This window comes from Streptomyces sp. NPDC057565 (assembly GCF_042801455.1).
Taxonomy (GTDB): domain Bacteria; phylum Actinomycetota; class Actinomycetes; order Streptomycetales; family Streptomycetaceae; genus Streptomyces; species Streptomyces yanii.
In genome coordinates this window covers 357,337-377,918 of the sequence record NZ_JBHVFU010000001.1, presented here as the reverse complement: position 1 = coordinate 377,918, position 20,582 = coordinate 357,337, and the positions used below count along the sequence as shown (strand labels likewise).

At 69.8% G+C, this 20,582-nt stretch carries 19 protein-coding genes; 8 read left to right on the top strand and 11 right to left on the bottom strand.

Annotation, left to right across the window (positions count from 1 at the left end; genetic code table 11):
- Positions 1-8: 8 nt before the first annotated feature.
- From ACFU8W_RS01615 to ACFU8W_RS01605, 3 genes are all read right to left on the bottom strand, one after another.
- Positions 9-2,183, bottom strand: coding sequence for a putative bifunctional diguanylate cyclase/phosphodiesterase (locus ACFU8W_RS01615; protein ID WP_384031228.1), 2,175 nt, complete (start codon positions 2,181-2,183; stop codon positions 9-11).
- On the bottom strand, positions 2,180-2,998 hold the full coding sequence (locus tag ACFU8W_RS01610; protein ID WP_384031226.1) for an SAM-dependent methyltransferase: 819 nt from the start codon (positions 2,996-2,998) through the stop codon (positions 2,180-2,182). The genes ACFU8W_RS01615 and ACFU8W_RS01610 overlap by 4 nt, the downstream gene beginning before the upstream one ends.
- A 202-nt stretch (positions 2,999-3,200) precedes the next feature.
- On the bottom strand, positions 3,201-4,178 hold the full coding sequence (locus ACFU8W_RS01605) for an SCO0930 family lipoprotein (protein WP_384031224.1): 978 nt from the start codon (positions 4,176-4,178) through the stop codon (positions 3,201-3,203).
- Positions 4,179-4,380: 202 nt separating this feature from the next.
- On the opposite strand from ACFU8W_RS01605, the gene ACFU8W_RS01600 reads away from it, so the two are divergent.
- From ACFU8W_RS01600 to ACFU8W_RS01580, 5 genes are all read left to right on the top strand, one after another.
- The gene (locus ACFU8W_RS01600) at positions 4,381-4,863 is read left to right on the top strand and encodes a hypothetical protein (RefSeq protein ID WP_384032072.1); all 483 of its coding nucleotides are present in this window, start codon (positions 4,381-4,383) and stop codon (positions 4,861-4,863) included.
- Positions 4,864-4,878: 15 nt separating this feature from the next.
- Entirely contained in the window at positions 4,879-5,643 is a 765-nt protein-coding gene (locus tag ACFU8W_RS01595) for a hypothetical protein (protein WP_384031222.1), read from the top strand.
- 228 nt (positions 5,644-5,871) lie between these two features.
- On the top strand, positions 5,872-6,402 hold the full coding sequence (locus ACFU8W_RS01590; RefSeq protein ID WP_384031220.1) for a hypothetical protein: 531 nt from the start codon (positions 5,872-5,874) through the stop codon (positions 6,400-6,402).
- A gap of 492 nt (positions 6,403-6,894) precedes the next feature.
- Positions 6,895-7,320, top strand: a complete 426-nt coding sequence (locus tag ACFU8W_RS01585; RefSeq protein ID WP_384031218.1) for a hypothetical protein — start codon at positions 6,895-6,897, stop codon at positions 7,318-7,320.
- Between the two features lie 244 nt (positions 7,321-7,564).
- Entirely contained in the window at positions 7,565-8,026 is a 462-nt protein-coding gene (locus ACFU8W_RS01580; RefSeq protein WP_266978258.1) for a universal stress protein, read from the top strand.
- A gap of 40 nt (positions 8,027-8,066) precedes the next feature.
- Here ACFU8W_RS01580 and ACFU8W_RS01575 read toward each other — a convergent pair whose 3' ends face one another.
- The 4 genes from ACFU8W_RS01575 to ACFU8W_RS01560 all read right to left on the bottom strand — a co-directional run bounded on the left by ACFU8W_RS01575 (position 8,067) and on the right by ACFU8W_RS01560 (position 12,911).
- Positions 8,067-9,707 (bottom strand): hypothetical protein, encoded by a 1,641-nt coding sequence (locus ACFU8W_RS01575; protein WP_384031216.1) that lies wholly within the window; start codon positions 9,705-9,707, stop codon positions 8,067-8,069.
- 55 nt (positions 9,708-9,762) lie between these two features.
- On the bottom strand, positions 9,763-10,683 hold the full coding sequence (locus ACFU8W_RS01570; protein ID WP_384031214.1) for a carbohydrate ABC transporter permease: 921 nt from the start codon (positions 10,681-10,683) through the stop codon (positions 9,763-9,765).
- A complete protein-coding gene (locus ACFU8W_RS01565) occupies positions 10,680-11,549 on the bottom strand; it encodes an ABC transporter permease (RefSeq protein WP_384032032.1) in 870 nt (289 codons plus the stop codon). The genes ACFU8W_RS01570 and ACFU8W_RS01565 overlap by 4 nt, the downstream gene beginning before the upstream one ends.
- Before the next feature lie 222 nt (positions 11,550-11,771).
- A complete protein-coding gene (locus ACFU8W_RS01560; RefSeq protein WP_384031212.1) occupies positions 11,772-12,911 on the bottom strand; it encodes an ROK family protein in 1,140 nt (379 codons plus the stop codon).
- Positions 12,912-13,008: 97 nt separating this feature from the next.
- Here ACFU8W_RS01560 and ACFU8W_RS01555 point away from each other — a divergent pair, with 97 nt between their 5' ends.
- Together ACFU8W_RS01555 and ACFU8W_RS01550 are read left to right on the top strand one after the other, a co-directional pair.
- Entirely contained in the window at positions 13,009-15,909 is a 2,901-nt protein-coding gene (locus ACFU8W_RS01555) for a glycoside hydrolase domain-containing protein (protein ID WP_384031210.1), read from the top strand.
- Positions 15,910-16,153: 244 nt separating this feature from the next.
- Complete coding sequence (locus ACFU8W_RS01550) at positions 16,154-16,720, top strand: sigma-70 family RNA polymerase sigma factor (protein WP_266978263.1); 567 nt, start codon at positions 16,154-16,156, stop codon at positions 16,718-16,720.
- Here ACFU8W_RS01550 and ACFU8W_RS01545 read toward each other — a convergent pair.
- On the bottom strand, positions 16,654-16,851 hold the full coding sequence (locus tag ACFU8W_RS01545) for a zf-HC2 domain-containing protein (protein ID WP_384031208.1): 198 nt from the start codon (positions 16,849-16,851) through the stop codon (positions 16,654-16,656). The two genes, ACFU8W_RS01550 and ACFU8W_RS01545, sit on opposite strands and share 67 nt — an antisense overlap.
- A gap of 124 nt (positions 16,852-16,975) precedes the next feature.
- Here ACFU8W_RS01545 and ACFU8W_RS01540 point away from each other — a divergent pair, with 124 nt between their 5' ends.
- Positions 16,976-17,512, top strand: a complete 537-nt coding sequence (locus ACFU8W_RS01540; protein WP_384031206.1) for a hypothetical protein — start codon at positions 16,976-16,978, stop codon at positions 17,510-17,512.
- 7 nt (positions 17,513-17,519) lie between these two features.
- Here ACFU8W_RS01540 and ACFU8W_RS01535 read toward each other — a convergent pair whose 3' ends face one another.
- The 3 genes from ACFU8W_RS01535 to ACFU8W_RS01525 are packed head-to-tail and all read right to left on the bottom strand — an operon-like array spanning position 17,520 to position 20,547.
- Positions 17,520-18,710, bottom strand: coding sequence for a histidine kinase (locus tag ACFU8W_RS01535; RefSeq protein ID WP_345518609.1), 1,191 nt, complete (start codon positions 18,708-18,710; stop codon positions 17,520-17,522).
- Positions 18,707-20,188: a cation acetate symporter gene (locus ACFU8W_RS01530; protein WP_384031203.1), complete on the bottom strand. Its 1,482-nt coding sequence runs from the start codon at positions 20,186-20,188 to the stop codon at positions 18,707-18,709. Before ACFU8W_RS01530 ends, ACFU8W_RS01535 begins: the two co-directional genes overlap by 4 nt.
- Complete coding sequence (locus tag ACFU8W_RS01525; protein WP_266978268.1) at positions 20,185-20,547, bottom strand: hypothetical protein; 363 nt, start codon at positions 20,545-20,547, stop codon at positions 20,185-20,187. The genes ACFU8W_RS01530 and ACFU8W_RS01525 overlap by 4 nt, the downstream gene beginning before the upstream one ends.
- Between the last annotated feature and the right edge of the window lie 35 nt (positions 20,548-20,582).

Sequence of the window (20,582 nt, the reverse complement as noted above, 5' to 3'; positions counted from 1 at the left end):
CTCCTCGCTCAGACCGCGTCGGCCAGCAGCAAGGCGTGGATCCGGTCAGGCGCCCCGGGCCGCGCGTAGTACCACCCCTGGGCCGTGTCGCAGCCGAGCTTCCGCAGCTGCTCCGCCTGGGCTCCCGTCTCGACACCCTCCACCGTGACCGCCAGGTCCAGGCTGTGCGCCAGTGAGACGATCCCCTCGACGATCTTCAGATCGACCGGGTCGGCCGGATGCTGCTGCATGCCCCGGGTGAAGGAACGGTCCAGCTTGAGCACGCTCACCGGCAGCCGACGCAGATTGGCCAGGTTCGAGTAGCCCGTACCGAAGTCGTCGAGCGCTATGTCGACACCCATCTCGGCCAATTGCCGCAGCGGCTTGAGCAGGTCGTCATCGGCTCCGATGAGCGCGGACTCGGTGACCTCCAGGCACAGCGCTCCCGGGTCGAGACCCGAGCGTTCCAGCACGTCGACGGTCTCGGCGACCAGGCGCGGATGGTGCAGCTGGGTCGGCGAGAGATTGACGTTGATCCGCAGCGGACCGCCGTCGCTGTGCCGCTCCTGCCAGAAGTTGGCCTGCCGTACGGACTCCTCCAGCACCCACCGCCCGAGCGGCACGATCAGCCCGGTGTGCTCGGCGAGCTGAATGAATCGGTCCGGCCCGAGCACCCCGTGCTGCGGATGGCACCAGCGCACCAGCGCCTCCGCGCCGTGGACCGTGCCGTCGCCGAGGTGCACGAGCGGCTGGTACTCGATGAAGAACTCGCCGCGCTCCAGGGCGGCGGGCAGCGCGGTGGTGAGCCCGTGCCGGGTGATGGCACGGGCGTCCGCCTCGGCGTCGGCTATTTCGAACCGGTTGCCGCCCGCCGACTTGGCCCGGTACATCGTGATGTCGGCGCTGCGCAGCACCTCGGCGGCGCTGCGTTCGCCCGCCGGTCCTTCGACGACGCCGATGGAGCCTCGTACGGTCAGTTCGCGGCCGTCGAGCCGGATCGGCGTGGCGAGCACACCGAGGATCCGGCAGGCCAGTTCGTCGACCTCCGACTCGGTGTGCGGGCCGGTGGTCAGCGCCACGAACTCGTCGCCGCCGAGCCGTGCCACCATCTCGCCCGGCGCGGTCGCACAGCTCTGCAGCCGGTCGGCGACCTCGACGAGCAGCCGGTCCCCTGCCGCGTGGCCCAGGCTGTCGTTGATCGCCTTGAAGCCGTCGAGGTCGAGATAGCAGAGCCCGAAGCGGCTGCCGTCGTCGGCGGAGAGCGCCTTCTCCAGGCGCTCGAAGAACAGCGTGCGGTTGGGCAGGCCGGTGAGCGCGTCGTGGGTGGCCTCGTACCGCAGCCGCAGATTCAGCAGCCTGCGCTCCGTGGTGTCCTCCATGAGCGCCAGCTGGTACTGCGGCCGGCCCTCGGGGTCGCGGAGCAGCGACACCGTGAGGTTGGTCCACAGGACGGTGCCGTCGTTGCGGTAATACGGCTTCTCGACGCGGTAGTGCTCGCGTTCGCCGCGTACCAGCTCCTCGTAGTACTTCCACACGTGCGGCGAGTCCTCGGGGTGGACCCACTCGTTGACCTTGTGGCTGCGGACATGGTGATCGAGGCCGCCGAACATCCGGGTCAGCGTGTCGTTGACCTCCAGCACATTGCCTTCCAGGTCGGCGATCCCGATGCCGATGGCGGCGTCCTTGAAGACGGCACGGAACCGCGCCTCGGTGGCGTGCAGCGCCTCCTCGGCGTTGGAGCGGGCGGTGAGCGCCGAACGGGCGATGGCCTCCTGTTCGGCCAGGGTCCGCTCGCGCAGCGCCTGGGTGAAGCCACCCGCCAGAGCGTGCTGCATGCGGGCACAGCGGGCCCTGCCGTCCTCGGTCGACAGGGTCACCGGGCCGTTGCCGCCGCAGTAGAGCACCAGGTACGAGTCGACGACGCCCAGCGTGGAGCTGAGCGCGTCCGGGTCCGTGCAGTGCGCGGCGACGAGCGCCGCTCCCACCTTGTTGGCGGGCGCGGGGTCGAAGGGACGCGCATGCAGGATGTCGCTCAACCTGCGGGCCAGCGGCAGCAGATGCTGTTCGAACTCCGGACGGGTCATGGATGTTGCCGTCGAGGGGAAGATGGCCCGGCTCCAGATGGTGGCGAATCTCCGGAGCCGGTCCTCGGCGTCGTCGGGCTCCGCGTCCGGTGCTCCGGGCGCCTGGGCGGGAATACTCACGCCTTGCGTCCCACTCCGCCGAAGCCCGAGAAGGCATATGGGTCTTCCTGCTCCGGCACCACGGGGGTGTCGGGACGCCAGTTGGGCATGGCCACGAGCCCGGGCTCGACCATCTCGTACCCGTCGAAGAACCGGCTGACCTCGTCGCGCGACCGCATGATCAGCGGGTTGCGGATGTTCCGGTAGACACCGACCGCACCGCCCGCCTCCTCCTGGGTGAGCGGGATGCCCTCGTACGACGCGTGGGTGATGACGAGCAGGCTGCCGGGGGCGAGTGACTCACTCAGCTCGGCCACGGCCGCCTGTGGTTCGTCGGCGTCCTCGATGAAGTGCAGGACGGCGACGAGCAGCAGCGCCACCGGGCGTTCCAGGTCGAGGAGTTCGCTCACCTCGGGGCTCTTCAGAATCTCCTGCGGGCGGCGCAGATCGCCGGTGGCGATGACCGCGCGGTCGTTTCCTTCGAGTACGGCCTGGCTGTGCGCGACCGCAACGGAATCGTGGTCCACATACGCCACCCGCGCCTCCGGGTCGGCGGCCTGGGCGACTTCGTGGACATTGCCGAAGGTCGGTATGCCGGAACCGATGTCCAGGAACTGAGTGATGCCTTCACTCACCGCATGACGCACCGCCCTGCGCATAAAGGCACGATTGGCCTGCATGATCTTGGGGAGTCCCGGCATGAACTCCATGGCCTTGCGGGCCGCTTCCCGGTCCACCTCGAAATTGTGCGATCCGCCCAGATAGAAGTCATACATGCGTGACACGCTCGGCACTGAAATGTCAATGCCTTGCGGTGCCCAGGCGGGACGCTCCATCGATGTCTCCAACAAGTCGCCACGGCGATCCGGCCATGTTCATGGTCAGTGTGGACCAGAGGCTACTGATTGACCGCCAGGAGAGCGAGCGGAAACGGAAATTAGCGGTCCGTTATTGGTCACACACCAGTGGCATGTGCATCCGGCCTGTCGCCAACGGTGACATTCAGCGACGGGCCGGTCCGGAACGGCTGTTGTGGGGCTACTTCGAGGCGCCGACGAGCTTTGCCTCGGGGGACACCACGTACCATGTGCCCCCGACACCCTGGCCGTTGGTGTCACCCGGCTTCGTATCACCGGAGAAGGTATAGATGGGCCAGCAATCGATGGCCTGCTGCTTGAGACCATCGGGGCGATTGAAGGTGACAAAGCCCTTGGTGGTGACGCCCTTCACGTCATTCTTGGCCAATGGGACGACAACCGGCCACTTCGAGAGGCAGGCTCCGGTGCAGGCCGACTTCATGGGCCATGCCGTGTCCTTCTTGAACCGGTATACCGTCATGCCGCGCTTGTCGACGACGATGTCTCCGAGTTTCGGGTCCTTGCGGACCGAAAGTCCCGCGAGATCGACCTGCTCACCACCGCTCGGACCGTCGGCGCTCACCGCAGCCTTCTTGCCGTCCGGCGCGGAGGCGAACCATGTACCGCCCACTCCCTGACCATTGGCGTCTCCGGGCTTGGTGTCCTTGGTATACCGGTACATCGGCCACCCCGCAATGGTGAGTTGCTGCGTGCCGTCCGCACGGGTGACTTTGCCGATCAGCGCTCCGTCGGTACCCGCGGCGGCCGTCACATTGCCCGCGGGAACGACCGGCCAGACCTTCGCGCAGTCGCCCTCGCAATTCGACTTCGGCGGGCTCGCGGTGTCCTTGTCGAAACGGTAGAGAGTGAATCCCTCGCTGTCCGTCACGACCTTGCCGAGTTTCTTGCTGTCCCACACCGCGAGCTGTCCTGCCTGCTTGGACGTGCCCGCCTGTGCCCCGGAACCGGATCCGTAGTCGCTGCCGGAGCCGTATCCGCTGTCGGCGTCGTAGCCGCTGCCCGCCTGACCGGCCGGACTGGCATTTCCGACGTTCTGACCGTTGGGCGAATCCGTGCCCTGCTCCTGACCGCACGCCGTCGTCAGCGCCAGCAGGGCCGCCGCGGTGACCGCGAGCGAGGCGTTCCGCCAGATGTTCATGTCAACTCCCGTGATTTTTCCGCCAGTTGTGACCAGACCGCGCCGTTCATGGCCCTAGGTACGGGCGGCGGGTGCTTCTCCGTTCAACGCGTTCGCAGAAATTTCCCGATCCGCAAACCCTCAGTGCCCCAGGTCCCCTCCATCAGGGGAATCAGGACCGCGGTCCGCGTGCCCTCCCACCGGCCGGAACATGCTCCCCGTCGTGTACGGATCCCTCTTCGGGCGGCTCACCGCAGCCGTCGCACTCAGCTGGCTCCTGGCCGCCCCGGTGCCCGCGGTGGCCGGCAACTGCTCGTACGCCTCGATCGGGGACGACGGCGGGAACTCGGCGGTCGCCACCTCGGGTGACGGTCATTGCCAGGCGGGCCCGGCGCCCAGGCCGACTCCGCGGCCGGCACCCCCACCACCGGCCCCGCCTCCCCCGCCTCCGCCACCCCCGCCGCCCCCACCTCCGCCACCACCCCCGGCACCGGCACCACCACCACCGACGCCCACACCGCCGTCTCCGGAGCCCACACCCTCGGTACGCCCCACGCCACCCCGGCCGAAGCCGGTGGCGATCCCCACCTACCGCAAGCCGCCGCGCAAGGTCCTCCAGCGCGGTCCCTCCCTGGTCACCCTCACCCTGCTGATCACCGCGCCTGCGGTGTTCGCCGTCGCCGTGCTACGACCCCGCTCCCGCTGACCCACGGAGAAGCCCATGTCGGAATGGCTCGTTCTCACCCTCGCCATGGCCGCGGTTTGCGCCGTCGTGCTCACCATCGCCGTCCTCAACCATCGCCGCGTCGGGGAGGACGACGACCCGTCCGAAACCCCTGACGTCATCGAATACATGACGATGATGATCGGCGTGGTGTACGCCATCGTGCTCGGCCTCGCCATCGCGGGCGTCTGGGAGGGGCGCAGCGCCGCCCAGGAGTACGTCCGTCAGGAGGCCCAGGCACTGCACGAGGTGAAAGCCCGCTCCTCGGTCTACCCGGCCGAGGTGCGTACCCGGATCCGCGCCGATGTCGACGCGTACGTCGGTCATGTCGTCCACGACGAGTGGAAGGCGATGGCAGAGCACGGCAGCCTCACCGACGAGGGCGCCGAACTCCTCGGCCGGGTACGTACCGACGTCACCGACTACCGGCCGAGGAACGACCACGACGGGCAGGCGTATCAGCCACTGGTCGACCAGGTCGCCGCGGCCGACGACGCGCGCAGTGCCCGCGCCCAGAGCGCCGGCGCCACCATGCCGGGCGTGGTCTGGTTCGGCCTGATCACCGGGGCGCTGGTGACCGTCGGGCTGATTTTCACCCTGCAGATCCGCCGAACCTTCCGGGAACTGCTGCTGGCCGGGCTGTTCAGCGTGCTCATCGCCTTCCTGCTCTTCCTGATCTGGGACTTCGACTCCCCCTTCGGCCGCGGCATCTCGGCCACGGCCGCGCCGTTCCTCGACCTCTTTCCCAACGTGTCGGGCTGACCGGCGCCCTGACGACCTGACGACCTGACGACCTGACGGCCCGACGGTGCGACGGTGCGCCAGCCCGACGGTGCGACGGTGCGCCGCCCGGGGGACACCTGTGCCCCATTCGCCCGCCCCCGATCGCGAGCGATATACAGCACTTCTAACGTTTCCTCCATCGAGGTGCATATCTGACACTTTGTGGATATTCGTTCCGCAGTTGCCCCTCGGGGAGGAGGATTCACCATGCGCGCCATAGGCGTCGCACCCGTCGCCCTGCTCGGCGCCGCCGCTATCGCCCTGACCACTCCGGCTGCGTCCGCGTACGCCGTGTCGTCGGGGGGCGCGCCGGGCGCGACCGGATACACCGTTGCTCCGTCGGTGATCGCGCCGGGCGGCCAGGTCACCCTGGCCGCACGGGGGTGCCCAACAACAGCAACGGCCAGCTCGGGCATCTTCGACAGCGTCACTATTCCCAGAGGAGGCAGCGCCTCGGCCACGGTCGACTGGGATGCAAAACCGGGCGCTTCCTATGAAGTGTCCTTCATTTGCAATACATCGCCGACCTACACGGCGGAGATCGGGCTCACGATCTCCGCCGGCACCCCCAGCACAGGCTCCACGGCGCTCGCGCCGAACGGTGTGCAGGGTGATCTCGGCGGCGGCATCGGCCGGATGAATGCCGCGCAACTGGTTGGCGGCACGGCAGTGGCCGTGGCCGCGACCACCGGCGCCGTCTTCGTGGTGCGTCGGCGCAACGAGAGGTACAGCCACTGACCGGCGCAGACCGTCGGTGGTACGCCCGTCGCCCCGGGTCCTGATCCAGGACCTGGGGCGACGGGCGTACCGGGCCGGTGGCCGCGTTCGGCCGGCCGGATCACCTGATGACGCATCCACCGAGGACGCACGGGAAACGCACCGCCACCGATTGCCGCCACGGCGGCCCGGGCCGGCCCCGACGCTCGGTTCCGTGAAGCCTGCGTCCGTCGATCGGTCGATCCGACGGGACACGGACACCCCCGGGCATGACGAACTCTCACCAGACCCTTGATCCACCGCTTTTCGGCACTGCTCCACCCCGGTGATCCGACCCACCGGGCCCCCGCCCGGCACATCTGACGGAAACGCAGGTCATGGGCAGTCAGAATCCACTGTCCGCTTATGCGCCGATCAGGTGGGCCTTTCCGGCGGCCACCCATTTACCCGTCCCCGATCGCCGCCGGGCCGCATCGCGCTTACCCTTCCCATCGTCACAACGAAGGGAGAACCATGAGTCGGGACCACTGGCGCCCCGAGCGGACCAGACCTTCGCCCTGGGGCGCGATCGCCCTGGTGATGCTCACCGGCGTCGCACTGATGCGGAACGGTCCGGAGCTCTTGCCCGGTCCACCGCAGCCCCTCGGCGCAGCATCGGCAGGCCGCCACCCGGTCTCCGCCGGGGCGCTTGTGGCCGGCGCCGCGGAGACACCGCGGGCGTGTGCCCCCGCCTCCCGCGTGGTCATCCCGTCGATCCGGGTCGATGCCCCGCTCGTGGAAGTGGCCCCGGACAGGAACGGCTGCATCGAGGCACCGGCCCCGCAGGACCCGACTCTCGCGGGCCGGAACCGGAACGGGGTCGCACCGGGACGGGTGGGCATGTCGGTTTTCGCCGGCGTCATGGCGCGACCGGCGGTCTCCACGGTCTCCGTTCGCTGAAGCAGGGCAGCCGCATCGAGGTGCCCCACCACGACGACAGGGGCCCATTCCGCGACGGGCGGACTCCGGTCACGCTCCGCGACCGACCGGTCGCGAACCGGTCGGTCCACCCCTCTCGACGACATGAGGTACGAAGGGGTTTGCACCCATTCCAGGGATCGCATGCGCGACATCCGGCGGCTCCGGTCAGGGCAGCGGGCAGCCCGGGCCGGGTGCGGCGCCGGGAGCGGCTAACCTCACTGCCGTGACAGACCAGCAGCCTCACCAGTTCGAACGTGGCACAGACGGTCCGAAAGTGATCGTCGCGGGCCTCGACGGGTCCGATTCCTCGATGCGTGCCGCCGCGTACGCCGCCGGGCTGGCCCGTCGACAGAACGCCATGCTCGCCCTCGTCTATGTCCAGCCGGTGATGCCCGCGGGCGCCGCGCTCGGCGCACCGGTCGCCGACACGACCGGCGAGGTCGCGGAGGGCCTGGTGAGCGAGATCAGGGCGGCCACGGAGCGGCTCAAGGACATATGGAATGTGCGCTGGGAGTTCCACACCTTCCGCGGTGATCCGTACAACGGCCTGGTCACAGCGGCAGACGAGTTGAAAGCGGATGCCGTCGTGGTGGGCGCTTCGGAGTCGGCGGGACACCGGTTCATCGGATCGGTGGCGATCCGGCTGGTGAAGGCGGGGCGCTGGCCCGTCACCGTCGTTCCGTGAACGGTGGACGACGTCGGCGCGGGCCCCGCCTCCGGGGCCGTCAGGCGTTCTTCTCGATGGACTTCTGGAACTCACGGGCCATCCGGTCCAGGCCCTGGGAGCGCCACTCGGTCCAGAACGACTTCCACTCGCCGGTCTTCCTGCGGCCGCTGACGATGTCGTTGACCAGGTCCGTGGCCTCGGTCGACATGCGCCCGTAGTGCTCGGTGTACGCGTCGGAGTAGTGGCCCACCGTCGGGTTGGTGATGGCGGTCTCGGTGAGCTTCTGCTCGACGGCGTAGATGTCCTTCACGTCCTGCGGGCCATGGGATCCCGCGAACGTGGAGGGCAGCAGTGCGAACGGGGCGGTGGTCGCGGTGGCCAGTCCGCTGTAGAACCCCTCGACCTGTTGCTTCCCCCGGTCGGTGCGCTGCGGGAAGCCCTGCTTGTCGTAGGTGAAGTCGACGCCCTCCGTGCCGAATTCCAGCAGCTCGCGCTCCTTGGTGCCGAAGGGCGCGGCGAGGTAGTCGAGGACGCCGAGCAGCATCCGTACCCGCTCCTCGCTGCCCTTCTTGATGGCGGTGTAGCCGATGGTGCCCAGGTGGTAGTGGTGGTTGGGCTGCCGACTGCCCGCGGCGAACGGGATCAGGATCTCGGCGGCGAGCGAGGGGTCGTTGGTACGGAGGTTGGCACGGGCACCCGACGGGTTGGCGAACACCGCGGCGCCGATGGAGCCCTGGGCCATCTTCAGATAGGCATCGGCCATCTTCGGGTCACCCGGGTAGAAGACCCCGGCCTTCTTGAGCTTCAGCACGAAGTCCAGCGCCGCCAGATACTCGTCGGTCTCCTGCCAGAAGGTGAGCGAGCCGTCCTTGTTCTGCCGCCACTTGTTCGGGGCTCCGAAGCACTGGCTCATCACGCTGACGGCATTGACGTAGATCGGTTCCAGCGCCCAGACCTTGCCGCCGGTGACCTCCTTGCACTTGGCCAGGAACTCGTCGGGGCTGCCGGCGGACAGGCCGCCCGCCTTCTCCCAGACCTCGGGGTTGCCGCCGTAGACCTGGCCGAACGCGGGGTAGGGACTGGGCGCACCCCAGATCTTGCCGTTGACCACGGCGGTCTTCCAGTGTGCGGGGGTCATCGCGGCGAGGTTCGGGTAGTCCTTGACCGCGTCGCCCGAGACGAGGTCGGTGATGTCGGCGCACTTGGATTCCAGCAGCTGGGCGACGTGCTGGATGCCCTGGTTGGGCGGTATCCACATCAGGTCGGGCAGGTCCCCGCCGGCGACCGTGGCGGAGAACTTCTCGTCGTATCCGGGGTCGGTGCCCAGGATGGCGGAGAGATCGACACCGAGCGCCTTGTTGACCTTCTGCCAGTGCTCGTTGGAGCCCTTGGGAAGCGGCGGCTGGGTCCAGATCTCGGTGAGCAGGGTGACCTTCGAACCGTCGCCGGGGGCCTTCGAAACGCTCTGGATCAACTCCTTGGGGTACGAGAGATAGCCCGCGGAGAGCCCCTTCGCGTTGGGCGGCAGATCGGGCTTGATGCTGGTGTTGGGAACGTACGAGGGAAGCTTCACCTTCCCCGAGGCGGCTTCGCCCTTGGCGGCGGTGGAGGAGCCACAGCCGGCGAGCGTGGTGGCGGCGGCGCCTGCCGCGACGGCGGTGCTCAGGCCGAGGAAGGTGCGTCGGGACATGCCGGTCATAGGGAATCTCCGCAACGGGGGGTGAGAAGGATGGGGACAGATGAGCGGGCGTGGGTCAGCCCTTGATGGCGCCGGTGAGCACGCCCTTGGTGAAGTACTTCTGCAGGAACGGGTAGAGCAGCAGAATCGGGATCAGCGCGAGCATGACGACCGCCATGGAGATCGACTGCTGGGGCGGCAGATGGGCCACACCGAGCTGGTCGGCCGCCATCTGCTTGTTCTGCACCACATAGGTGCGCAGCAGCAGCTGGATGGGCCATTTGCCGGAGTCGTTGAGGTAGAGCATCGCGTTGAAGAAGGCGTTCCAGTACGTCACCGCGTAGAAGAGCCCGACGACGGCGATGACGCCCTTGGAAAGCGGCAGCACGATCCTGGTGAGGATCCGCCAGTCGCCCGCTCCGTCGATCCGGGCGGCCTGGTACAGCTCCTCGGGGATGTTCATGAAGAACGCCCTCATCACCACCAGATTGAAGGCGTTGACCAGGCCCGGCAGGATCAGCGCCCAGTACGAGTCGAGCAGTCCGAGCTCCTTGACCAGGACGTACATCGGGATCATGCCGGGGGCGAAGAGCAGGGTGAACAGGACGAGCAGCAGAACGGGCCTGCTGCCGGGGACGCCGCGCTTGCTCAGGGCATAGGCCAGGGCGATGGTCGTCAGCAGGGAGAGCGCGGTGCCGATGCCGGTGATCAGGACGCTGACCGTGACGGCGCGGGTGACCAGTCCGCCCGAGAGGATGGTGCGGTACGCCTGCAGGGTGGGCTCGGTCGGGAAGAGTACGTATCCCCCGGCGGCCGTGACCTCCTCGCGGGAGGCGAGACTGGTGGAGAGGACGACCAGGAACGGCAGGGTCATCACGGCGACGATGACAGTGAGGACGACGGCTTTGGCAGCCGAGCCCAGCCGGGTCGGCGGCTCCTCCCAGGCGGCCCTGCGGTCGGCGGGCCGGGGCTTCAGCAGGGGCAGTCCGACGGTCATTTGCTGTACACCCCTTGCTCTCCGAATGCATGGGCGAGCCGGTTGGCGCCCCAGATCATCAGTGCGCCGACCACGCCCTTGACCAGGCCGGCGACGGCGCCGATGCCCCAGTCGCCGTAGACCACGCCGTGGTAGTACACGTAGGTGTCGAGGACCTCGGAGGCCCGGGCGCCGACCGCGTCGCGCTGGAGGAGGAACTGCTCGAAGCCGACGGACAGTACGTCGCCGAGGCGCAGTACCAGCAGCATGATCGTGACGCCTCGGACGGCGGGCAGGGTGACGTGCCACATGCGTCGCCAGGGTCCGGCACCGTCCACGGCAGCCGATTCGTACAGACTCTGGTCGACGTTGGCGAGCGCCGCCAGATAGATGATCATGCCCCAGCCGATGTCCTTCCAGATCACCTGTGCGGTGATCAGCATCGGGAAGGTGCTGGGATCGGTCATCACGTCGAGGGCCGAGAGCCCGTGGTCACGCAGGAAGTTGCTGATGAGTCCCGCGCCGCCGAGCACCTGCTGGAAGAGGGCGACGACCAGTACCCAGGAGATGAAGTGCGGGAGGTAGACGACGCTCTGCACGAACTTCTTCACGCGGCTGCTGACCAGGCTGTTGATGAGCAGCGCGAGGGCCAGCGGGGCGGGGAAGAAGAAGATCAGCTGCAGCGCGGCGAAGGCCAGCGTGTTGCGTACGGACTCCCAGAACGCCGGATCGGAGAAGAGCTCCTGGAAGTTGGCCAGGCCCACCCACGGGCTGCTCCTGAAGCCGATGAACGGCTGGTAGTCCTGGAAGGCAACGATGTTGCCCAGCATCGGCACGTAGAAGAACACGGCGAAGAAGAGCAGGCCCGGGGCCATCAGGGCGAGCATCACCCAGTTGTTCCGCAGCCGGATCCTCAGCGGTACGCGCCGCAGCGGGGGCCGGCCGGTCTTCGCCCTGGGCGCTGGTGGGGACGCCGCCCGGGGGCTGCGCGTTGTTGCAGGGGATGTCACACGTACTCCCTGGCCTGACGGAACGACGAATTTAGAAACCAACTTTCGGAAAAGAGTGGCCACATCATCGAAGCGTCGAACCGGTACGTCAACAGCCAATCAGTCCTGTGGAGTTGGACTTTTCTGCACCGTGTTCTCGATATGTTCCAGTACCAGCCGGGCTGCCCCGATCGCAGTTGACTCCTCGCCGAGCGAGGAGTTCTGGACATGCGGCGTGTTCGGGCAGAGGGCGGCGAGCGACGCGGCGAACGGCTCGCTGAGCAGCGCTCCCGCCCGGGAGATACCGCCGCCGAGTACGACCAGCTCGGGATCGAGGGCGGCGACATGGGGCGCCAGACAGGCGGCGAGCGACTCGGCGAAGGCGCGCAGCGCGTACCGTGCGCCGCCGTCCCCGGCCGCCGCAGCCCCGACCACGGCGCGGGCAGCGCTGTCCCGGGTGGGCAGCTCGGCGCCCTGGTGTCCGGCGGCCCAGTCCAGCAGTCGCCGATAGGCAGCCGACCAGCCGTCCGGGGGCAGCAGTTCGCCCGCGGCGCCGCCGTGGCCCCGGTGCAGCCGGCCGTGCAGCCACAGGCCGATGCCGGGGCGGTTGCCCACGTAGAGGTAGATGGCGTCCCGGACCCCGACGGCCACACCTCCGGCGCATTCGGCGAAGGTCGCCAGCTGGATGTCGTTGCCCACCAGTACCGGGCCCGGGGCGCTGTCCGCGAGCTCGCTCCCGAGGTCGAGTCCGGTCCAGCCGGGCAGCGCGGTGCTCCGCACCACCCGGCCCTCGAGGTCCACCATGCCACTGGTGCCGATGCCGGTGGCCAGCGGGCGCACCCCGGCGCTCTCCGGCCGGGCCAGGCACGCCTCGATCGCCCCGCGGACGGTGTCCAGCCGTTCCCGGGCGGTCAGGGCGGGGGTGACGGCGACCCGTTCCGCGGCGACGGTGCGACCGAGCAGGTCCACGGCGTGCACCAGCACCTTGTGCGCGCCGATGTCCACGCCGATGACATGTCCCGCCTCGGCCCGGAACCGGAAGCGGCGGGCCGGACGGCCCACGGAACCACTGTTGGCCTGCAGCTCCACCAGTCGGCCCTCGCGCAGCAGCTGCGCCGTGAGGTCCTGGGCGGTCGGCCGGGAGACCCCGATCAGCCCGGCGAGTTCCGGCACGGTGACCTCGTCGCGTTCGCGCATCACCCGCAGGGCAGCGGCCGTGTTCAGTCGGCGCAGCAGCGAGGCGTCCCCACCCCGGTCCATGACGTCTCCCTTGACAGCATGATCGTCGGATCTCCATGGTGTCCCATGGCAATTCAGCAACTTACCTAATAAATAGCGCCCTTGAGGGAGTGCGGACATGGGTGAGCAGGGCCATCCCGAGCTGCAGTGCGGGCTCGGTTCGTGGGACAGCGACATGTACGGCAATCACCGGATCCTGGTGCGCGCCCCCTCGGGCGGCCCCGTTTTCGGGGCGGAACTCCCGTGGCGGCGCAGGGATCCGGACCCCGGGGCGGTGGATGTCCTGGTCCTCGCCCCGTCCGGCCGCCGGGTACGGAACACGGTCCGGATCGAGGCGACGGCCGAGCGCGGCAGGATCGCGTTCGAGCCGGTGGAAGGTCCGGGCGACTACGCCGTGCACTATCTGCCCTACGCGCACACGGGCCGTCCCTACTATCCACAGGCCGCCTACCGGCATCCGACGCCGACCGCGGACCCCGACTGGGTGCACCGTTGCGGGCTGCAGCGGCCGGACGGGGTCTGGGCGTCGCTGCCGCGCGCGGAGGCGTTCCGGTACGAGGCCGTGAGCGCCGTCGACTCCTTCGCCCCGCTGGGGTTCGCGGCCACGGCCGACGAGTGTGCGGCGCTGACCGCTGCGCATCCGGACGAGCCGTTCCTGCTGTTCGGCGAGGACCGCGACCATCCACTGGGCCGGTACGACCGGCTGCCCGCCCCGTGGGCCCACGCCGTGCCGTCCGCGCCGTTCACGGGTGCGGCGTCGTGCGGCGAGTTCTACGTGCTGCAGGCCGGGGTGTACGCGGTGGAGGCGCTGACGGAGATCCGTACCGAGGTCCGGGGGCTGCCGTTCCCGGTCCGGTCGCTCAGTGCGGGCGGCACCGACGCACGCGGGGAGCCGTTCGAGAACCGGATCGATGTCGGCGCGGGGCATGTCCACGCGCTCTGGTTCGGCCTGGACATCCCGCAGGCCGCCGAACCCGGCACGTACGAGGGCGAGATCGCCGTACGCGCCCACGGCACCGGAGAGCGGGTGCTGCCGCTGCGGATCACCGTCGGCCCGCAGACCGTTGACGACCACGGCGCCGGGGACCCCGCCCGGCTGGCCCGGCTGCGCTGGCTGGACTCGACGCTCGGCCAGGACGACGAGATCGTCCCGCCGTTCACCCCGGTGAAGGTGGCCGGACACCGCCTGGAGATCCTCGGCCGGGCGGTGGAGATCGGCCCCGCCGGGCTGCCGCGGCGGCTCACCTCGTCGTTCACCTCCGGGGTGACGGGCACGGACGGTCCGGAACGCGATCTGCTCTCCGGACCGGTCGCGTTCACGGTCGGCCACCCGCTCGACCACGGTCCGCTCAGGCTCGACCGGACCGGACCGGCGCGCGTCCGCTGGTCCTGCGAGGCCACCGGCCCGGGTCTCCGGCTGCGCACCGAGGGAGCGTTGGAGGCCGACGGTTTCCTCGTCGTACGGACGACTGTCGAGGCGGTCGACGAGCTCGCCCTCGACGCGCGCCTGGACATGCCGGTCCGGGCGGACATCGCCCGGTACGCGATGGGTCTCGGGCTGCCGGGGCAGGTCTGCCCGGAGACGTACGACTGGCAGTGGGACACCCCCGCCCACAACCAGGACGCACTCTGGCTCGGCTCCCCCGCCGCGGGTGTCCAGCTCTCGCTGCGCGACGAGCACTACGCACGGCCGCTGAACACCAACTACTACCGCGAGAAGCCCCTGGTCACGCCTCGCTCCTGGGCCGGCGACAGCAGCGGCGGGGTCCGGCTGCGCACCGAGAACGGGGCGCGGACGGTGAGCGCGTACAGCGGTCCGCTGCGGATGGCCGCCGGGGAGAGCCGCTGCTTCGAACTGCGGCTGCTGCTCACTCCGTTCAAGCCGATCAGGCCCGGACTCCAGCTCGCCGAGCGCTACTTCCATGCGTACGCCGCCCCCGCCGAGGTCGCCGCGTACGGTGCGAACGTCGTCAACATCCATCACGCCACGCCACCCAACCCGTACATCAACGACCCGCTGCTGGCCGCCGATGTGCTGCGTGACTACACCACCGAGGCACACCGGCTCGGTATCCGCGTCAAGGTGTACGACACCGTGCGTGAACTGACCCGGCACAACCCTGAGCTGCCCGCCCTCGCCTCCCTGGGCAGCGAGGTCCTGGCGCCGGGGCCCGGCGGCGGACACGCCTGGCTGCGCGAGCATCTGGGCACGGACTACGTCCCCGGCTGGGTGGCGCCCGACGTCACCGATGTGGCTGTCGTGACCTCGGGCGACTCGCGCTGGCACAACTCCTATGTGTGCGGAATCGACCGGCTCCGCCGCCGGATCGGGGTCGACGGACTCTACCTCGACGACGTGGCGTACGACCGGACCACCATGAAGCGGGTCCGCAAGACACTGGCCCGGTCCGGCGACACCGCGCCACTGATCGATCTGCACTCCTGCAACCAGTACCGGGAGCCGGACGGCTTCGCGTCCAGCGCCAATCTGTACGCGGAGCTGATGCCGTACACCGACCGGCTCTGGCTGGGCGAGCTGTTCGACTACGAGGGGACCGACCCCGCGTACTGGCTGGTGGAGCTCTCCGGGATCCCGTTCGGGCTGATGGGCGAGATGCTGGAGGGTGGCGGCAACCCGTGGCGGGGCCTGGTCTTCGGGATGACGGCGCGCGCCCCGATGACCGATGTCCGGCCGCTGTGGCGGGCCTTCGACGCGTTGCGGCTGCCCGAGGCCGACTTCACGGGATGGTGGGCGGACGAGCCGCCCGTGGCGACCGGCCGGGCCGATGTCCTCGCCTCCAGCTGGCAGGGACCGGGCGGGACGGCGACCGCGGTCGCTTCGTGGGCATCGACGCCGGTGGAGTGCGTGCTGACCGGCTCCGGCGACCCGGTCGCGGCGTACGCACCCGCGATCGAGGGTTTCCAGCCGGAACGCTCGTTCGCCGCGGGCGAGCCGGTCCCGGTCGCGCCGGGCCGGGGGTGGCTGCTGTCCGTACGGCCGGCGCCCGCTCCCCGCTGACCGCCACCGACCCCGCACTCGGCCACGCCGCACGCCCGGCCGAGTGCGGCGTCGCGCGCCGCACGTCGCCCGCCCCCTGTCCGTTCACCGTCCGGCCGACCGTTCACCGCACCATTCGCCGCTCCGTGCGACCGCTCGTCGCACACCTCGGTGCATCTTCTGTTCGTCGCGGCCCCGATGCGTTCGTATACGGCGCAGGCAGCGGCAGGGCGGCAGGGGCCTCCGCGGGAAAGGGGCGTTCACCATGACCACGACGACCGATGAGCGGGCCCTCGCGGAGTTGCAGCGCGAACACGGTCCCGCGCTCCTCCACTTCCTGCTCGGTCTGACCTTCGGCGACCGGCAGCGCGCCGAGGATCTGCTCCAGGAGACGCTGGTACGCGCCTGGCAGCACCCTGAGGCGTTCGACAGTCCGTACGAATCGATGCGGCCCTGGCTCTTCACGGTCGCCCGGCGGCTGGCGATCGATGCGCGCAGGTCCCGTCAGGCCCGGCCGACGGAGGTCAGCGACCTCGTCCTGGAGAGCGCCCCTGGCCGGGAGGACACGGCGGAGGCGACCGTCGCCGCGCTCGATGTCCGCGAGGCGGTGCGGACGCTCAGCCCGGAGCACCGTGCGGTGCTGGTCCAGATCTACTTCCGCGGGCTGAGCGTGGGCGAGACGGCGCAGGTGCTGGGCATACCGGCAGGCACGGTCAAGTCCCGTTCCTACTACGCGCTGCGCCTGCTCTCCCGCAACCTGCCCGGCTACTCCAGCAGGTCCTCCTCGCTCAGCAGGCCGAGCAGGGACACCGTCTCCGCAACCTCCACATAGTCGGCGGCGCATCCGTCGCAGTCCTGCAGATGCTGCGAGACCAGCCGGGCCTCCCCGTCGTTGAGCGCATCGAGCACATACGCGCCGAGCAATTGCCGCATGTGCGGTCCCTCCCCGGGATCGATGGTCATCGCAACCTCGTGTCTGTGACGGATCGGGTCGGACGGATCCTGTCCTTCTGGCCACGCGGGGCGCGCTCCCCCGGTTCAATGCTGCGTGTGGCCCGGTGCCGAGATGAGGAAGAGGCGAGACGGGATGCGTCCGGAACGTACGGATGGAACCAGTGGGGGCGGGCTGCTGGTCCCGATGGCCTGGATGTACGCCGAGTACATCGCCGATGAACTGCTGCGGACCGGCGATCTGATGGAGCCGTCGACGCTGGAGTACCGCGCCGGGCGTGAGGCGCTCGCCCTGACCATCTTCCTCTCCGACGGGGCGGTGGCCGATGCGCTGCCCGCGACCAGGATGGACGAGCTGCGACTGCTCACGGCGTACGGGAGTGCCTGGCGCCGCTGGGTCTGCGAGCGGCTCGACGCGGCGGCGTCCGCGGTCCCTTCGCCGGACGGCGGCCGGAATGTTCCGGATCCCGATCTGGCGCTGGCCAGGCGTGCCTGGCGGTGGCTGGACGAGACGGAGCTGCTCGCCACCGATCTCGACGCGATCGGGCCCCCGCCGTGGGAGCCGCTCGGCACCGAGGACGACGAGGAGTGGGCGCAGGTGTCGGCCCAGGTGTGGACGCCCGCCTGGCAGCTGGGGCTGCCACTGGGGCATCTGGCGATCCATCTGTACTGAGAGGAGCTCACGAACCGTGCACCCCTGCGCGGTACTTCGGCAGCCGCACCGTGATCTTCATCCCGGCGCCGATGCCCGTCTCGATCACGAGCCCGTAGTCGTCGCCGTACACCTGGCGGAGCCGCTCGTCGACGTTGAGCAGTCCGATGCCGGTGGAGTGTCCTCCTTCGCCGCTCAGGATGTGCCGCAGCCGCTCCGGGTCCATTCCGGTGCCGTCGTCCTCGATGACGACTTCTGCCTCCGAGCCCGCGTCCAGCGCGCTGATGGTGATGCGGCTGCGGGTGACGGCGCCTTCGAGTCCGTGCTTGACGGCGTTCTCGACCAGGGGCTGGAGGCACAGGAACGGCAGGGCGACGGGCAGGACTTCGGGGGCGACCTGGAGGGTGACCGCGAGCCGTTCACCGAAGCGGGCCCGGACGAGGGCCAGATACTGGTCGATGGAGTGCAGCTCGTCGGCGAGGGTGGTGAAGTCGCCGTGGCTGCGGAACGAGTAGCGGGTGAAGTCGGCGAACTCCAGCAGCAGCTCGCGGGCCTGCTCGGGGTCGGTGCGGACGAACGAGGCGATGGCGGCGAGGGAGTTGAAGATGAAGTGCGGGGATATCTGGGCACGCAGGGCCCTGATCTCGGCCTCGATGAGCTGCGTGCGGGACCGGTCGAGTTCGGCGAGCTCGAGTTGTACGCAGACCCAGCGGGCCACCTCTCCGGCTGCCCTGGCCAGGACCGCCGACTCGCGCGGGGCGTAGGCGATCAGGGTGCCGAGGACTCGGTGGTCGACGGTCAACGGCACGGCGACGGCCCAGCGCAGCGGGCAGTCGAGGTCGTCGCAGTCGCTGTGGAAGGCGGTGTCGCGGCCGCTGGCGAGAAGCCCCTGCACCTGGTCCATGACGTGTCTGCCGTGGTGATCGCCCTCGCCGTCCCAGACGAGGACCCGGTCCCGGTCGGTGAGACAGAGCGCGTCGGTGCCGAGCAGGGAACGCAGTCTGCGGGCTGACTTGCGGGCGCTCTCCTCGGTGAGTCCGGCGCGCAGCGGCGGCGCGGCGAGCGACGCGGTGTGCAGCGTCTCGAAGGTGGCATGCTCGACGGGGGTGCCGACATCGCTGGGGCGGACGGTGCGGGCCGTGCGGCGGCCGAGCAGGAACCCGGCGCCGAGCAGGAGGAGCACGAACAGGACGAGGACGGCGTACGTGGGCCCTGTCATCGGTGCCTCCCGGGTATCAGGGCCTCCGGCAGATGGAAGCGGGTCATCGCGGCATTGGTGCCGACCGGTATGCGACCGGGCGTGGCGAGCGACACCAGGACCATCGCGAGGAAGCCGACCGGCACCGACCAGACGGCGGGCCAGGCGAGCAGGGTGTGCGGCCAGCCGGGCGGGCGCACCGCACCGCTGACGGTGATCGCGACGGACAGGAACGCGGAGCCGCCGCCGAGCACCAGTCCGGCGATCGCGCCCGGCGGGGTGAGCCGCCGCCACCAGATACCGAGGACCAGCAGCGGGCAGAAGGACGACGCTGATACGGCGAACGCCATCCCCACGGAGTCCGCCACCGGCACCCGGCTGACCATGAGCGACCCGGCCAGCGGCACACACATGGCGAGAACGGTGGCCAGCCGGAAGTGCCGTACGCCGCGCGAGGGCAGGACGTCCTGCGTGATGACGCCGGCGACAGCCATCGTGAGTCCGGATGCGGTCGACAGGAACGCGGCGAAGGCGCCGCCCGCGATGAGTGCGCCGAGCAGGTCCCCGCCGAGCCCGCTGACGACGCGTGCGGGCAGCAGCAGCACGGCGGCATCCGCGTCCCCGCCATGGATCAGCTCGGGGGCGTACAGCCTGCCCAGTGCCCCGTACACGGGCGGCAGCAGGTAGAACAGGCCGATCAGGGCGAGGACGGCGACGGTGGTGCGCCGGGCGTCGCGACCGTTCGGGCTGGTGTAGAAGCGGACGACGACGTGCGGCAGCCCCATCGTTCCGAGGAACGTCGCGATGATGAGACCGTAGGTCGCGTACAGCGGATGGTCGGCCCGGAAGACGGACAACTGCTCGTCGAAGGTGACCCGCGGCCGCCCGTCACCCTGCCAGGCCAGCACCAGGAAGATCGCCGGAACCAGAAGCGCCGTCAGTTTCAGCCAGTACTGGAAGACCTGGACGAAGGTGATGGACCGCATGCCGCCCGCCGCGACGGCGACCACGACGACGGATGCGACGAGCACATCGCCGAGCCAGCCGGGCGCCCCGGTCAGGATCTTCAGGGTGAGCCCGGCCCCCTGGAGCTGCGGTACGAGGTAGAGCCAGCCGGCCCCGACGACGAGCACGCTCACCAGCCTGCGCACCTGCCGCGATTCGAGCCGTCCCTCCGCGAAGTCGGGCAGGGTGTACGCCCCCGAACGGCGCAGCGGCGCGGCAACGAAGACCAGCAGCACCAGATAGCCGGCGGTGTAGCCGACCGGGTACCACAGCATGTCGGGGCCGTGCACGAGCACCAGGCCGGCGATGCCGAGGAAGGATGCGGCGGAGAGATACTCGCCGCTGATCGCAGCGGCGTTGAGCCGGGGGCGCACGGTACGGGAGGCGACGTAGAAGTCCGAGGTGGTACGGGAGATGCGCAGCCCGAAACCGCCGACGAGGACGGTGGCGAGAACGACGGCGGCGACGGCCACCACCGCGTACGTGCGGCTCACTGTGCGGGTCGGCCTTCCACGAGCCGGGCGAAGTCGCGCTCGTTGCGCTCGGCCCGCCGCACGTACCACCAGGCGATCAGGGTCAGCGGCGGGTAGGCGGCGAAGCCGAGGACCGCCCAGACGACGGCGGCGCTGTGCAGGGCGGCGAAGACCAACGGCAGCGTGCCGGCGACGACGGCGAGGACGGTGAACGCGGTGAGTCCGGCGCGCAGCTGGCTTCGCATCAGCGAGCGGACGTAGGCGCCGCCGAGCGCGGTCTGCTCGTCGATCTCCGACTGGGTGCGGTAGCGGGGCAGCGGGCGCACCCGCCGGGGCTCCCCCGTCACCACTTCACGCCGGGGCGTCGACTCTGCGGACATGGGCCCGGAGTGTACGCAGCCGAGGACCCCTCTGG